The sequence below is a fragment of the Prevotella sp. AM34-19LB genome (assembly GCF_003468525.1).
GTDB lineage: Bacteria > Bacteroidota > Bacteroidia > Bacteroidales > Bacteroidaceae > Prevotella.
Genome location: NZ_QSIG01000002.1, coordinates 106,263 through 121,641 on the forward strand (window position 1 = coordinate 106,263; position 15,379 = coordinate 121,641).

Genomic DNA, 15,379 nt, shown 5'->3' on the forward strand with positions numbered 1-15,379 from the left:
CAGAATAGAGATAATATTATAAACAAAAACGATAAACATTTAAAATTTTATTCCAATGGGAAGAGCATTTGAATATCGTAAAGCTACAAAGCTGAAAAGATGGGGCCACATGGCCAAGACATTTACTAAGTTGGGTAAGCAGATTGCCATCGCTGTAAAGGCAGGCGGTCCAGAGCCAGAGAACAACCCAACCTTGCGTGCTATCATCGCTAACTGTAAGCGTGAGAACATGCCTAAGGACAATATCGCTCGTGCCATCAAGAACGCTTGTGGCAAGGATACCAGCGATTACAAGGAGGTGACATACGAGGGATATGGCCCTCACGGAGTGGCTGTCTTCGTTGATACATTGACAGATAACACAACTCGTACAGTGGCTGACGTTCGTTCTATCTTCAACAAGTTCAGCGGTAACCTGGGTACAACAGGTTCTCTGTCTTTCCTCTTCGACCACAAGGCTGTGTTTACATTCAAGAAGAAGGAAGGTCTGGATATGGACGAGATGATTCTTGACCTGATTGACTACGGTGTAGAGGACGAGTTCGATGAGGACGAGGAGAACAACGAAATCACTATCTATGGTGCTCCTACAAGCTTCGGCGAGATTCAGAAGCACCTGGAGGCTGAGGGCTTCGAGGTAACTGGTGCTGAGTTCACCTACATTCCTAACGATTTGAAGGAGGTTACTGCCGAGGAGCGCGAGACTATCGACAAGATGGTTGAGAAGTTGGAGGAGTTTGACGATGTTCAGACTGTTTACACCAACATGAAGCCAGAAATTCCTGCAGACGCAGAATAATGATGTTGCAGCAGGAGAAACAGAATAAGTTGACCAAGGTTACTTATCAGACTCATGGTACCTGCTCTAAGTACATCTGTATCAGTGTTGATGAGGATGGAAAAGTGCAGGATACCCAGTTTATCGGCGGTTGCGATGGCAACACCAAGGGCATTTGTGCCTTGATTCAGGGTATGAAGGCAAAGGAAGTCATTGCCCGACTGAAGGGTATCACTTGTGGCAACAAGCCTACAAGCTGTCCAGACCAGCTGGCTACAGCCTTGCAGGAAATGGGATATTAAAACAATAAATCCGCAGAACTTAACGGATGATACGGAAAGATGATGATTCCGTTGATTCTCGTTTAAGTTCTGCGGATTTTTCGTTTCACCGCTTTACGACAGCGTATTTCGCTTCATCGCTTATCAGCAGTTTCTAATCCTTCTAATATTTGAAGACGTCATCCAGCAGAACCTCCTTCGGATTCTTGGCTGAATAATAAACGAAGCGGAAGGTGAAGTGAGCATCCTTGTAAACCTTCAGACCGGGGTTGTTGTCCAATGCCTCTTTCTGGAGTTTGTGGAGCTTATCCTTGTTGGCATCAATCGCCTTCTTGTTGTCCGCTTTGTTGCGAAGAGTCATGTAATAAGAGAATACGCGGGTGTTCTTGTCAAACACGGCGCTGTCTGTTCTGCTGTCGTTTACGTATGGGGTAGGGCAGTATTTCTCTGTGTATTCCTTAGCCTCACGAACCGCCTTATCTTCCAGACTTTCAGTGCAAGATACGACCAAACTAGCTAAAAATATGCTATAAATTACTTTTTTCATCATTATTATATAAATTTTTTGCAAAGATACGAAAAAAAATACTATCTTTGCACTCCAAAGAGAGAAAAATTGTATGGAGAATATAAATAAGATAAGAAATTTCTGCATTATTGCACATATTGACCATGGTAAAAGTACCTTGGCAGACCGATTGTTAGAGAAAACTCAGACCATCAAGATTACTGAGGGTCAGATGCTTGATGATATGGATCTGGAGAGGGAGCGTGGTATCACCATCAAGAGCCATGCCATTCAGATGGAATACAAGGCAAAGGGTGGAGACACTTACATCCTCAACCTCATCGATACTCCGGGACACGTCGATTTCTCTTATGAGGTTTCTCGTTCCATCGCAGCGTGCGAGGGAGCGCTCTTGGTGGTTGATGCCACCCAGGGTGTTCAGGCACAGACCATCTCTAACCTCTATATGGCTATTGAGCATGACCTGGAGATTATTCCGGTCATCAACAAGATAGATATGCCTTCGGCTATGCCGGAGGAAGTGGAAGATGAGATTGTGGATCTCATCGGTTGCAAGCACGAGGATATCCTCCGTGCATCCGGTAAGACCGGCGAGGGCGTTGAGGATGTACTGGAGGCGGTGGTGAACCGTGTTCCGGCTCCTAAGGGAGATGACAAGGCACCACTCCAGGCTTTGATCTTCGACTCTGTATTCAATTCATTCCGTGGTATCATCGCCTACTTCAAGATAGAGAACGGTGTGATCCGCAAGGGCGACAAGGTGAAGTTCTTCAACACCGGAATGGAATATGATGCAGATGAGATTGGCGTACTGAAGATGGATATGATTCCTCGCAAGGAATTGGGTGCCGGTGAGGTAGGTTACATCATCTCGGGTATCAAGAATGCTACCGAGGTAAAGGTGGGTGATACCATTACCCACATCGCACGTCCTTGTGAAAAGGCGATTGCAGGATTCCAGGAAGTGAAGCCAATGGTCTTTGCCGGCGTTTATCCTATCGATCCTAGCGATTACGAGAATCTGCGTGCCTCATTGGAGAAGCTGCAGCTCAACGATGCTTCGCTCACCTTCTCGCCTGAGAGTTCGGTGGCTCTGGGCTTCGGTTTCCGATGCGGATTCCTCGGTCTGCTCCACATGGAGATTGTACAGGAGCGTCTGGACCGTGAGTTCAACATGGATGTCATCACCACCGTTCCTAACGTATCCTATATGGTATATGACAAGCAAGGTGGTGAGAAAGAGGTACATAACCCATCGGGACTGCCAGATCCAACGCTCATCGACCATATCGAGGAGCCGTATATCCGAGCTACCATCATTACAGCTACCAGTTATATCGGTCCTATCATGAAGCTCTGTCTCGACAAGCGTGGAGAGCTTATCAATCAGGAATACGTGAGTGGTAACCGTGTGGAGCTGCATTTCATGCTGCCATTGGGCGAGATTGTAATCGATTTCTACGATAAGCTGAAGAGTATTTCCAAGGGATATGCTTCTTTCGACTATCATATCGATTCCTTCCGTCATTCCGACCTGGTGAAGCTGGATATCCTCTTGAACGGAGAGCCTGTGGATGCCTTGAGTACTTTGACCCATCGCGACAACTCTGTGAGCTTCGGCCGCAGAATGTGCGAGAAGCTGAAGGATCTGATTCCACGTCAGCAGTTTGATATTGCCATTCAGGCTGCTATCGGTGCGAAAATCGTAGCCCGTGAAACTGTGAAGCAGGTGCGCAAGGATGTTACTGCCAAGTGTTATGGTGGTGACGTGAGCCGTAAGCGTAAGTTGCTGGAGAAGCAGAAGAAGGGTAAGAAACGTATGAAGCAGATTGGTAACGTAGAGGTGCCGCAGAAGGCATTCCTTGCGGTGCTGAAGCTTGACTAAGAGATTCGACGAAATAAATTTTAATAACTAGGAGGAACTTAAATTATGAGTGATTTTAAGGTTATCACCCCTAAACGAGACATAGCCAGAGAGCTTGCCCGTAGGTATAGTACGATGACTCATGACGAGTTGGATGTACTGGAATCAATCCTGGAGCCAATCAAGTATGGCAAGGGCGAAAAGATTCTGGTAGAGGGTGAAGTGTGCAGAAACATTTCTTACATCGAGAAGGGATTGGTACGCCAGTTCTATACCAAGTATGATAAGGAGGTAACAGAACACTTAGGTGTTGACCATTCTATCTTCATGTGTATTGAGAGTCTGTTCCGAGAAACCCCTTCTTACCTCCAGGTTGAGGCTTTGGAGCCTACCTTGGTGTATGCTTTGCCGAAGGCGAAGCTTGAGGCGGCTGCCATAAGAAATGTAAACATCCAGATGCTTTACCGTAAGATTCTGGAAGAGAGTTTGATTCAGTCGCAGGTACATGCCGACCTGATGCGATTCGAAACTGCGCCTAATAAGTATAAGCGTTTGTGCGAGATGAATCCGCAGGTGGTGCTCCGTGCGCCGCTTACGTATATCGCAAACTATCTGCAGATGACGTCTGAGACTTTGTCTCGCATCCGATCAAACACTTTGATGTAATGATTATCATAAAAAAATGGTGTAACTTCTTTTTTTGAAGCTACACCATTTTTTTTTGTATTTGTATTTCTTTTATTCAAGTTCAGTTATTCAGCAGTATAGAGGAATCGCTTGATACTCTTCTTAGGAGTCTTCTCAAACTCCTCATCGTGGATGCGAATCTCGCTTACCTTGCTGTAGGCAGGAACCATCGTATTGAGCTCCTGACGGTTCTGCTCCATGATCTCTTCCAGTTCGCTTCTGCCCAGGTTCAGAGACTGAGCCTCGTCGAAGTCTGGATATACCAGAGCCACCAGCTTGTCGCCCTTCTGGATTACCACGCTCTCTGCAACGAGGGCGAGAGAATTGAGCTTATCCTCGATTTCCTCAGGATAGATGTTCTGACCGCTGGCACCGAGCAACATGTTCTTGCTGCGGCCCTTGATGAATACATTGCCGTCGCCATCCATCGTTCCGAGGTCGCCGGAATGATACCATCCGTTCTCATCGATGGTCTGCTTAGTTGCCTCCTCATTCTTGTAGTAACCCAGCATCACGTTAGGACCCTTGGCAAGGATTTCGCCTGGTACGTTCTCCGGATCCGGACTGTCGATGCGAACCATCATGTGGAGCGCTGCCTTACCACAAGAGCCCGGTACGAAGTTCTTGTAATCTTCGTAGCAGATGATAGGCGCACATTCTGTAGCACCATAACCCACTGTATATTTGAAGCCTACGCCGTGGAGGAATCTTTCTACTTCCTGGTTGAACGCAGCACCGCCGATAATCACCTCATAGAAGTTGCCACCGAAGGCATTGGATACCTGGTCGCAGATCTTCTCCTTCACCTTCTTGCTGATAACAGGCATGTGGAGGAGCATGCGCATACGGTTGTTCTGAATCTTAGGGAATACCTTCTTGCGGATAATCTTCTCGATAACCAGAGGCACAGCGATGATAACAGCTGGCTTGATGCGTCCGAATGCCTCGGCGATGATGGCTGGGCTAGGGATGCGGGTGAGATAGAAAATATGACAACCCTTGATGAACTCGAAGATAAACTCGAACGCCATACCATACATGTGGGCCATCGGCAGGATGCTGATGACTGAATCTCCAGCCTTGATCTTCTTGCCCAATACATTCTCGGCAAAGTCGGCATTGCTCCACAGCGCACGGTATGGAACCATCACACCCTTGGAGAAACCGGTAGTACCACTGGTATAGTTAATCATAGCCAACTCGTTAGGATCCTGGTCGATATAGTAGCTGACGTGGTTCTTGCGGAAGTACTTTGGGTACTTGATACCGAACATCTCGTTGAGGTGCTCACGGGCATAAGTCAACTTGTCGGTACGTGAAACCACGAGCGAGTAATCTGGAATGTAGATGATACCTTCCAGACCCGGCATCTTGGTTGCATCTACCTGTGTAGCAACAACGTCACCCACGAAGAGCAGCTTGGCGTCGCTGTGGTTCACGATATTGTGAATCTGTTCTGGCATGAACTCATGCAGGATAGGCACTGCGATGGCACCATAGGTTAGGGTAGCGAGGAAAGCCACTGCCCAATTGGCACTGTTTCTACCACAAAGAGCAATCTTGTCGCCCTTTACTACGCCGGAGTTTTCAAACATGATGTGCAGCTTCTCTATCTTGCGTGCTACATCGTGATACTGCAAGGTAGCTCCCTTGTAGTCGGTCAAGGCATCCATATCCCAATGGTCTATGATGCTCTGCTGGATAAGTGCGTTAAAGCTAGGAATTTCCATATTCTTATTATTTAACGATTTTTCTAAGTTCATATTTTTCTCGTACTTGAAGTCTCTATCTCTGGGTAACGCTTTGTTTCGCGTATTATATCACGTCCTGGTATAGGTAACGCTTGATAGACTTCTTGGCTGTCTTTTCAAATTCGGTGTCGTGCAGCTGGATGCGTGATATCTGCGCAAAGCTAGGCATCTGCATATTCAGTTCCTTTCGGTTCTGCTCCATGATGTTGGCGAGGTCTTCGTCTGAGAATCCCAGGTCCTGACTCTCTTCCATCTCTGGATGAACGAGTGCCACGAGCTTGTCGTCCTTCTGCAGTACGATGCTTTCGTTGACCATTGCCATGGAGTTGAGCTTATCCTCAATCTCTTCCGGATAGATGTTCTGTCCATTAGGACCGAGCAGCATGTTCTTGCTTCTACCTCTTACGAAGAAGTGACCATCGGCACTCATCGTTGCCAGGTCGCCGGTATGGAACCATCCATCCTCATCAATCACGGCATCGGTAGCCTCCTGGTTCTTGTAGTAGCCCTTCATCACGTTGATGCCGCGGCAAACCAGTTCGCCTGCCACGTTTTCAGGGTCATCGCTCAGTACCTTTACCTCCATGTGCTTCACGGCAACACCACAGCTGCCTGCCACATAGTTGTCCTGATGGGCAAAGGTAATGAGCGGAGCGGTTTCCGTAGTACCGTAACCCATGGCGATAGGGAAGCCGATGCTGATGAAGAAGTTCTCTATCTCCTTGTTGAGTGGAGCACCACCCACAACCACCTCGTAAGGACGCTCGCCAAACTTGCGCAATACAAACTCGCGAACCTTCTCCTTGATGCGCTTGTTGATGACAGGCATGTTCATCAGCAGTCGGGCACGGTTGGTCTGGATATGTGGGAACACTTCTTTTCTCACGATCTTATCTACCACGAGTGGTACGGCAAAGATGATGTCTGGCTTGATTTCTGCCAGCGCCTCAGAGATGAGCGTAGGGCTCGGAAGGCGGGTGAGGAAGAAGATGTGGTTACCCATCGCCATATTGTAGATGAACTCGGTCATGAGTCCATACATGTGAGCCATCGGAAGGGTAGAGAGGATGTTGCAGTTCTTGCCAATCTTGGGACTTACCGTATCCATCAGATAATCGAGATTACCCCAGAGGCTCTGTATGGCAACATCACACCCTTGGAGAAACCTGTGGTTCCGCTGGTGTAGTTGATCATCGCCAGTTCTTCCGGATCATCCACATGATATTTTACATGCTCAGGGCGGAAGTACTTGGGATATTTATGACCAAACATTGCGTTGAGATGCTCGCGGGCATAAGTCAGTTTCTCTGAACGGGAAATGACGAGTGAATTATCCGGCAGATAGATGATGCCTTCCAGTGTAGGCATTTCATCGGGAGTAATCTCCGTAGCCACCACATCACCCACAAACAGGAGCTTGCTCTCGCTATGGTTCACGATGTTGTGAATCTGCTCAGGTTTGAATTCGTTCTGTATAGGCACGACGATTGCACCATAGGTGATAATAGCCAGGAAAGCTACTGCCCACTGGCTACTATTTCTACCGCAGACGGCAATCTTGTCGCCCTTCTTGACATCGCTGTTTTCAAACAGGATGTGCAGTTTCTCTATCTTTCTGGCAACATCGTGGTACTGGAGTGTAGCGCCCTTATAATCGGTGAGCGCATCCAAGTGCCAATTCTTGATGATGCTTCTCTCAATATACGAGTTAAAACTTGGTATTGAATTCATTGCACAGTTTACAAAATTTTGTGCAAAGGTACGGAAAATACTGCACATCGCAAAATAAAATGTGCATTATTTTATAGATTAGCGTAAAATATTTTAGAAACTAGGTAAAAATATATAGTTTTATCCCATTATTGCCATTTGATAGTGACAATAATGGGATGATTTTCACTGATTCGTTAGTCTGAATCCTATTCATCTGCCGTGAATCCTATTCGTATCTCATCGATTTGGCAGGATGGATATGAGAGATGAGGTAACTTGGCGCTACCAGCATGAAGATGCTGATGAAGAGGGTGGCTACGTTCAGTGCCACAATGAGGAGCCAGTTGAACTCTACCGGTACCGTACTTACGTAGTAAGTCTGGGCATCGAGCTTTACCATTCCCGTGAAATGCTGAAGGGCAAGAAGTCCCAGTCCGATGACATTGCCCAGTAACATTCCCTTGCCGATGATGAATACGGCAAACCAGAGGAAGGTGTGGCGGATGGTCTTGTTGCGGGCACCCAGTGCTTTCATCACTCCAATCATTGAAGTGCGCTCCAGGATAATGATGAGCAATCCGCTGATCATCGTTACGCCTGCCACGATGAGCATCAGTCCCAGGATAATCCATACATTCAGGTCCATCAGGCTGAGCCATTGGAAGATGTTCGGATTCAGCTCCTTGATGGTGGCGCTGCTGTAGGTTTCTCCGTAATGATCTACGGTACGGTTCACCTTATTGATAACATAGTCTTCCGTCTCGTTGAGCTTGTCGAAGTCCTTCACGGTCAGCTCGGCACCGCTTGCCTGGTCATCCTCCCATCCATTCAGCTTCACGGCTGTATAGAGGTCGGTATAGACCATCAGTTCATCATACTTCTTGAGATTGGTCTCGTAGATGCCCGCGATGGTGAACCGGCGCATTCTCACGCCCTGGTTGTCGATGAAGTAGGCGAAGATGCGCTCGCCGTTCTTCAGCTTCAACTTGTTTGCCATCAGCTTGGAAATCAGAATCTGGTTATGGCTGGCTTTGTCATTAAACTTCGGTATGCTTCCTTCCACCATGTTCTGATGGATGAAGGTAGAATCGAAATCCGGTCCCACACCCTTGAGCACTACGCCCAGGAAATCGTTGTCGGTCTTGAGGATTCCTTCTTTCATGGCAAAGCGCTGCACATGTTTCACACCCGGAATCTTCTGGAGCACCTTCACCATCGAGTCGTTCATCACCACCGGATACTGGTTCTGCTGCTGCAGGGTCATGAAATCCGCCACCTGGATATGGCTTCCGAAGCCTATCACCTTGTCGCGGATGGTGTGCTTGAATCCCAGCACCACGCATACCGACATGATCATGATGGCGAGTCCGATGGCAACACCGGCTGTGGCAATATGAATAGCAGGGCGAGAAACTTTACGTTTGTCGCCCTGATCACTATATAATCTTTTTGCTATAAACAGAGGAAAATTCATATTTCGTCTTCACTTTCTTATAGTCCTTCATCCTCCACTCTTCCCGGATAAGCTTCGAGAGCCTTGGCAAGAACAATCAATGCGCGGTTCAAGTCGTCCTTCTTCAAGACGTACGCCATACGCACCTGGTTGCGGCCGGCACCAGGAGTGGTGTAGAAACCGGAGGCAGGAGCCATCATTACGGTCTCGCCCTCATAATCAAACTCTTCCAGGCACCATCGGCAGAACTTGTCTGAGTCGTCGATAGGCAACTTGGCTACGGTATAGAAGGCACCCATTGGGATAGGAGAGTAAACGCCAGGAATGCGGTTGAGACCGTCAATCAGGCACTTACGTCGCTCTACGTACTCATCATATACATCGCGATAGTACTCCTCGGGAGCATCGAGTGAAGCCTCGGCAACAATCTGACCGATGAGTGGAGGAGAGAGGCGAGCCTGGCAGAACTTCATCACAGCCTTGCGGATTTCGGCATTCTTGGTAATCAGGGCACCCACACGGATACCACATTCGCTGTATCGCTTGGAAACAGAGTCGATGAGTACGGTATTCTGCTCGATACCCTCCAGGTGCATCGCACTGATGTAAGGGCTGCCGGTATAGATATACTCGCGGTAAACCTCATCAGAGAAGAGGTAGAGATCGTACTTCTTCACCAGGTCGCGAATCTGGTTCATCTCTCTGCGGGTATAGAGATAGCCGGTAGGGTTGTTCGGGTTACAAATCAGGATGGCACGGGTGCGCTCATTGATGAGTTCCTCAAACTTCTCCACCTTAGGCAGGGAGAAACCCTCCTCGATGGTAGTGGCGATGGTACGGATCTTGGCACCCGCCGAGATGGCGAACGCCATATAGTTGGCATAGGCAGGTTCTGGCACGATAATCTCGTCTCCTGGGTTCAAGCAACTCATGAAAGAGAAGAGCACAGCCTCAGAACCTCCCGATGTGATGATGATATCATCGGCAGTTACGTTGATATTGAATTTTTTGTAATAATCTACTAGCTTCTCACGATAACTGAGATAGCCCTGACTTGGAGAATACTCCAAGATGGTGCGGTCGATGTGTTTCAGCGCATCGAGACCACACTGTGGAGTAGGCAGGTCAGGCTGACCAATATTGAGGTGATATACCTTTACTCCACGTTTCTTTGCTGCGGCAGCCAGTGGAGCCAACTTCCTGATAGGTGACTCTGGCATTTCAAGACCGCGTACAGATATTTCTGGCATCTTTTCTAAATAATTCTTTCTGTTATTAACCCTAGCAAGCAGTTTCCTCTTCCAGGCACGGTACTTAGCCAGCCTTATCAGATGAAACAATATCTCGCAAATCGACTGCAAAGATACGTAATTTCATTGAAAATACGTAATAGATTGGGTTAAAATTTGATTTTTTAGTAAAAAACTCTTTATTCTGTTGTTCTTCTCCATTCTTTTTTATAACTTTGCATCATCTTTCGGCGCTTTCACCCTGCCTATCATATAATAGGTGGAAAGGGAAAAGGTGGTCAGGAAAAGGATAATAAAACAAAGATTTTAAACATTAGTAAAAGGAAAAGAAATTATGAGAAGTAGAACAAGCACTTGGTTTGAGACAAAGGTTAAATATCAGAAGACAATGGAGGATGGTTCAGAAAAGGTGGTTTCTGAAGCATACGTAGTTGATGCCCTGAGTTTCACCGAGGCAGAGAGCGCTATTATCGACGAGATGTCTGTCTATGTAAGCGGCGAGTTGAAGGTCAGCGGTATCGGTAAGGCTTGCTATGGAGAGATTTTCTTCAGCGATATTGATGATGATGACAAGTGGTACAAGGCTAAGCTCCAGTTCATCACCATCGATGAAAAGTCTGAAAAGGAGAAGCGCTCTAACGTTACATATCTCGTACAGGCTAAGTCTTTGGCCCGTGCACTCCGCTATATCGACGAGGTGATGGGCAAGACCATGATTGACTATGATGTAGTAGGCTTGAACGAGACCAAGCTGATGGATGTTTTCGAGCACCATGCTCCTGGCGACAAGAAGGAGGAGAAGAACGACGTGCCTGAGTACGAGCAGCAGAATCAGTAAAGAAAGGGAGGAAGAACTATGTATGATGTAAAAGGAAATCTTCATGAAGTGTTGGGCAGCTTGCCTGCAGGGGTTAGCCTTGTAGCCATCAGCAAGTTTCATCCCAACGAGTTTATTGAGGCGGCGTATGCCGAGGGGCAGCGCATCTTTGGCGAGAGCCATGAGCAGGAACTTGCCAAGAAGGTGGCTTCCCTGCCTAAGGATATCCAGTGGCATTTCATCGGTCATCTGCAAAGTAATAAGGTGAAGTACATTGCTCCTTATATCTCCATGATTGAGTCGGTGGATAGCCTGAAGCTCCTGAAGGAGATTAACAAGCAGGCTGCCAAGCACGACCGCGTGGTGAAGGTGTTGCTGGAACTGCATATTGCCGAGGAAGATACCAAGTCGGGGCTTTCGCTCAATGCCTGCCGTGAACTTCTGGAGTCTGGCGAGTGGAGAGAGATGCCTCATGTGCAGATATGCGGCTTGATGATGATGGCATCGAATACCGATGATGAACAGCAGATTGCCTCTGAATTTGATGAGGCTGCCAAGTTCTTCGATGAGGTAAAGGCAAAGTATTTCGCCGATGATGATGCCTTCTGCGAGCGCAGCTGGGGTATGAGCCACGACTATCATATCGCTGTCAAGCACGGCAGTACGATGGTGCGTGTGGGTACTACCATCTTCGGTCCTAGAATCTATTAAAAGAATATGAAAAATCCCTAGACGATTGCTGATATCGCCTAGGGATTTTTGTTTTGTTCCTAATGGAAATTGTATCTGATGTTTTTAATGATTGTCTTCACTGTTAATGATGATTGTCTTCATCATTAATGGCATTTGTTCTTATCCTTAATGATAATCTATGTTCAATAGTGTTGAACCTATGTTCAGCACTGCTGAACTTAAGTTCAACACTGTTGAACACACATTCAACGTCGCTGAACGTAGCTTTCTATTCATAGCGGAAGTTTTTCCTCTTAGTATATTACCTTCTTTCCCTTATTGGTGATGTAAAGATGTCCCTTGAGAGGGGTGGCAATCTTCCTGCCTTCCAGGTCGAAGTATTCGGTTGGGGTGGAGGAAGCATCCTTGTCAAGAAGGGTGTTCTCGATATCCGTAGCCTTGAAGTCCTTGAGATAGTCGAAGCTGACGATGCCGGTAGCCTCATCCTTTGCGATGTTGTAGAGTGGACGGGTAGTCATCGTGCTCCAGTTGAACTTCACTTCTGTCAGACTGTTGATGTCGCTTCCATCCTTTCCTATTTTATAGGCAGGGAATGGATCATTCCAGCAGCTCTCCCAATATTGATTTGCCGTATATTTGTTATTGCCGATATTTGCCTGGTTGATGACCAGACCATCTGCAGGAACAATCGTTACTCTAGGAATACCGACTACATTATTAGGCTGTCCGTGAGATGTACTTTATCGATATCGCTGTAATCGATGCGCCATACCAGCAAGCCGTATCCTGGAAGCGCCTTGTACCAACCTTCGTTTCTGATGTTCTGGAGGAGGAGAATTTCTCCCTTGGCTCTTTCCATCAACTCCTTCTTTTCCTGAGCCGTTGGGTCGGTTGTAGAGTAATTCTCGTTGATTCGGAAATTATCTTCGTTCACATCAGCCTCAATCTTGTAGGCTTTTGATGCCTGGTCGTATGGCTCCAGGGTGAGTTGCTGTGCCTGTGTATTATCGAGCGTAGTAGGGGTAGCCCATCCCATCAGCATCTTCTGCCATGGTGAATAAGGGGTAGGGCGGTAGCCGTTGTCAGTATATTCGCCTGCATCCATCACATCCCAGAACTCTGGTGACTGGTTGTCGGCATTCTTATACTCGGTATCGTAATGATCAGGCAAACCCATAGTATGAGAGAACTCGTGACAGAAGAGTCCGATGCCATTGATGGAAGGGGTTTTGGAATCTGGCGAACCGTTCAACTCGTTGTTGAGACCATAGCGGCAGATTCTGCAACCATTGTAAATCAGATATTCCTGTGGCATGATTTTGTTGCCTGCCACATTATATTTATAGAAATTGTCGGTACCCGATTTAGGCCAGAGATAGTCGTCGGAATTTCCGCTGATACTCTGCGAATAGCCGGCATAGATGATGTAAACCAAATCTACGAACTTGTCGCCATCGGAATCATATTTAGAGAAATCAATCTTGTCGGCAACCTTGTTGCAGGCCTCACTGATCATCTGCTTGAAATTCTTATCTGTACCATTTTGAACATTTTTATCATCTGCTCCATAGTATGCAGATTTCTGACTGACAGTAACTGGACCTACGATGTCGAACTGTGGGGTGAATTTGCCCATGCTGCATTCCTTGAAATACTCCTTTACCGAACCGTAGTTGACATCTTCCTGATTGAATACCGAAGCATCCTGGCTAGGTACTGCTGTGCCGAAATCGGCATTGAGGTAATGGTTGAAAGTGGCAACGGGATTGCTGCTCTTGAACTTCACATCCTGAAAATCTACCAGGATAACCAGCGCCTTGGGCGATCCTAAATGAGGAAAATAGGCTGGGGCTATTGATCCAATGCCGTTTGCTCTAGTCTTGAGAGTATTGATAACTGTAGCTTTTCGGGCACTGAGCGTCTCGGTAGAGATGATTTCGTATTTCCCGTTATCACTCTTCTTCAGCGGAGTGCCGTCGAGAAGCGAGTAATACGAAAAATGCTCATCTCCATGGAGAGTTGCTGATACGATGGTATCATCTACCAATTGTAATTGGGTGATACCTGGTTTCGCCTTGACTGCAAACATGGTAGTGGCAGACATCAAAGCGAGTGTTAGGCATAGGATAATCTTTTTCATCATTATTATGGATTAGTTACTGAATCATTATTATGGATTGGTTCTGGATCCCGCTTCAGAAGGGGCAATTATCTGAAATAGTATTGTCCCTTCTTCTGAGTCTGGTTTCCAAACTCGATGGCATGATGTGGACAATGGTGATAGCAGGTAAAGCAGGTGAGGCAATCCTTATGGTGCAGCCAGACTGGATATTCGCCATGTCCGCCCTTGATATCACCTACCGGACATACGTTGGCACAGATGCCGCACTTCACGCAACGGTCTTTCTCTACGTGGAAACGCTTGTCGGTGATGAGTACATTCTCGAAGAAACCACCTACTACCTTGGTGAAGAACCATGGGATAGGTCCTTTGACCAATCGGTTGATGCCTTCCTTCCGGTCGAAGATCTCCTCGCAGACTACTGCAAGTTCCTGTGCCGCATTTTCCTTCTTCCGGATTTCACGCTCCTTCGGATCCACATCCATGAACGGCAGACCGATGTACGATTCCGGCATGATGAGAGAGTAGGAGGATGATACTTCCGTAATGCCCAGAGCCTGAAGCGATGGGTTCAGGGAAATCACCTCGTTGAGATTCTCTATGGTTAGTCCGATGCTGTCGCCTGCCGTGCAGACGCAATAGGTGAAGGGGCGATTCTTCAGACAGTCATCGGCTTTCGCCTTGTTTCCGCCAGTGGCATCAGATGGTTCTCTCTGAATCTTCATCTTGCAGATAAATTCCCTTACCAGTTTCGGCACACGCCATCCATGTATGGGGAAAACGAATCCGAGCCGTTCATTCTCTTTCAGAATAAACGGCTCGGCTAAGTTATGGCTTGAATCATCTGCCCTCATGTAAGGAGCGATGGATATCAAGTCTTCACGAGTAGCCGCCGCCAGTTTCGACGCCGCCCACTTGGTATTTCCTGTTCCAGAAAAATAAAATATCATATCAAGCTTACTTCTTCTCGTTCATCACGCCCTCTATATAGATGCGCGACATCTCTACATTGCCATTGGTACGAACGGTGATGCTCTTCTTGAAATGACCAGGGAACATACCTTTGCCATTGTAGGTAACACTGATCTGTCCCTTCTGACCTGGAGCGATTGGCTGTTTGGTATAAGATGGCACGGTGCAACCGCAGCTAGCGATAGCCTGGTTGATGACGAGAGGCTTGTTACCCACATTGGTGAAGGTGAATACTGCCTTCTGCACAGGAGCGGTCTCTTCGAAAGTACCAAAGTTGTGCACTACCTTTTCAAACTTGATTTCTGCCTGAGCTGAGGCTGTTGCTACCATAGCTACGAGCATCGTCAAAGCCAATATGATTCTTTTCATCTTTATATCCTTTCTTTATTAAATTTACTTATTGATGTACCTTATTATATACTAATTATATGCTAATTGGATGCAAAAGTACATATAAAGTTTATTATAG

The 15,379-nt window shown here is 47.0% G+C and carries 14 protein-coding genes and 1 pseudogene; 6 read left to right on the top strand and 9 right to left on the bottom strand.

The window, feature by feature from the left end; all coding sequences use genetic code 11:
• The first annotated feature begins 55 nt into the window (after window positions 1–55).
• Together DW830_RS01210 and DW830_RS01215 are read left to right on the top strand one after the other, a co-directional pair.
• Window positions 56–799 carry a YebC/PmpR family DNA-binding transcriptional regulator gene (locus DW830_RS01210; RefSeq protein WP_119248569.1) on the top strand — a complete coding sequence of 248 codons (744 nt, stop codon included), beginning with the start codon at window positions 56–58 and terminating at the stop codon, window positions 797–799.
• A 2-nt stretch (window positions 800–801) separates the two neighbouring features.
• Window positions 802–1,080, top strand: coding sequence for a TIGR03905 family TSCPD domain-containing protein (locus DW830_RS01215; protein WP_119248570.1), 279 nt, complete (start codon window positions 802–804; stop codon window positions 1,078–1,080).
• A gap of 142 nt (window positions 1,081–1,222) precedes the next feature.
• On the opposite strand, the gene DW830_RS01220 is transcribed toward DW830_RS01215, so the two are convergent.
• Complete coding sequence (locus tag DW830_RS01220; protein ID WP_118311336.1) at window positions 1,223–1,609, bottom strand: hypothetical protein; 387 nt, start codon at window positions 1,607–1,609, stop codon at window positions 1,223–1,225.
• A gap of 70 nt (window positions 1,610–1,679) precedes the next feature.
• Here DW830_RS01220 and lepA point away from each other — a divergent pair, with 70 nt between their 5' ends.
• Entirely contained in the window at window positions 1,680–3,473 is a 1,794-nt protein-coding gene (lepA, locus tag DW830_RS01225) for a translation elongation factor 4 (RefSeq protein ID WP_119248571.1), read from the top strand.
• Window positions 3,474–3,518: 45 nt separating this feature from the next.
• Complete coding sequence (locus DW830_RS01230; RefSeq protein WP_119248572.1) at window positions 3,519–4,118, top strand: Crp/Fnr family transcriptional regulator; 600 nt, start codon at window positions 3,519–3,521, stop codon at window positions 4,116–4,118.
• An 86-nt stretch (window positions 4,119–4,204) separates the two neighbouring features.
• Here DW830_RS01230 and DW830_RS01235 read toward each other — a convergent pair whose 3' ends face one another.
• The 4 genes and pseudogenes from DW830_RS01235 to DW830_RS01250 form a co-directional block, all read right to left on the bottom strand.
• The gene (locus DW830_RS01235; protein WP_119248573.1) at window positions 4,205–5,869 is read right to left on the bottom strand and encodes an AMP-binding protein; all 1,665 of its coding nucleotides are present in this window, start codon (window positions 5,867–5,869) and stop codon (window positions 4,205–4,207) included.
• Window positions 5,870–5,954: 85 nt separating this feature from the next.
• A pseudogene (locus tag DW830_RS01240) lies at window positions 5,955–7,621 on the bottom strand (AMP-binding protein).
• 208 nt (window positions 7,622–7,829) lie between these two features.
• Window positions 7,830–9,077 (bottom strand): ABC transporter permease, encoded by a 1,248-nt coding sequence (locus tag DW830_RS01245; RefSeq protein WP_119248574.1) that lies wholly within the window; start codon window positions 9,075–9,077, stop codon window positions 7,830–7,832.
• A 17-nt stretch (window positions 9,078–9,094) separates the two neighbouring features.
• The gene (locus DW830_RS01250; protein ID WP_119248575.1) at window positions 9,095–10,306 is read right to left on the bottom strand and encodes a pyridoxal phosphate-dependent aminotransferase; all 1,212 of its coding nucleotides are present in this window, start codon (window positions 10,304–10,306) and stop codon (window positions 9,095–9,097) included.
• Between the two features lie 334 nt (window positions 10,307–10,640).
• On the opposite strand from DW830_RS01250, the gene DW830_RS01255 reads away from it, so the two are divergent.
• The gene (locus DW830_RS01255; protein ID WP_089542843.1) at window positions 10,641–11,144 is read left to right on the top strand and encodes a DUF4494 domain-containing protein; all 504 of its coding nucleotides are present in this window, start codon (window positions 10,641–10,643) and stop codon (window positions 11,142–11,144) included.
• Window positions 11,145–11,162: 18 nt separating this feature from the next.
• Window positions 11,163–11,834 (top strand): YggS family pyridoxal phosphate-dependent enzyme, encoded by a 672-nt coding sequence (locus DW830_RS01260; protein ID WP_119248576.1) that lies wholly within the window; start codon window positions 11,163–11,165, stop codon window positions 11,832–11,834.
• Between the two features lie 275 nt (window positions 11,835–12,109).
• On the opposite strand, the gene DW830_RS01265 is transcribed toward DW830_RS01260, so the two are convergent.
• From DW830_RS01265 to DW830_RS01280, 4 genes are all read right to left on the bottom strand, one after another.
• Window positions 12,110–12,355 carry a hypothetical protein gene (locus DW830_RS01265; protein WP_119248577.1) on the bottom strand — a complete coding sequence of 82 codons (246 nt, stop codon included), beginning with the start codon at window positions 12,353–12,355 and terminating at the stop codon, window positions 12,110–12,112.
• A 170-nt stretch (window positions 12,356–12,525) separates the two neighbouring features.
• Window positions 12,526–13,956 (bottom strand): M6 family metalloprotease domain-containing protein, encoded by a 1,431-nt coding sequence (locus DW830_RS01270; protein WP_158573406.1) that lies wholly within the window; start codon window positions 13,954–13,956, stop codon window positions 12,526–12,528.
• A gap of 68 nt (window positions 13,957–14,024) precedes the next feature.
• Window positions 14,025–14,888 (bottom strand): EFR1 family ferrodoxin, encoded by an 864-nt coding sequence (locus DW830_RS01275; protein WP_119248579.1) that lies wholly within the window; start codon window positions 14,886–14,888, stop codon window positions 14,025–14,027.
• A gap of 7 nt (window positions 14,889–14,895) precedes the next feature.
• Window positions 14,896–15,279: a DUF1573 domain-containing protein gene (locus DW830_RS01280; protein WP_089542839.1), complete on the bottom strand. Its 384-nt coding sequence runs from the start codon at window positions 15,277–15,279 to the stop codon at window positions 14,896–14,898.
• Window positions 15,280–15,379 lie beyond the last annotated feature (100 nt).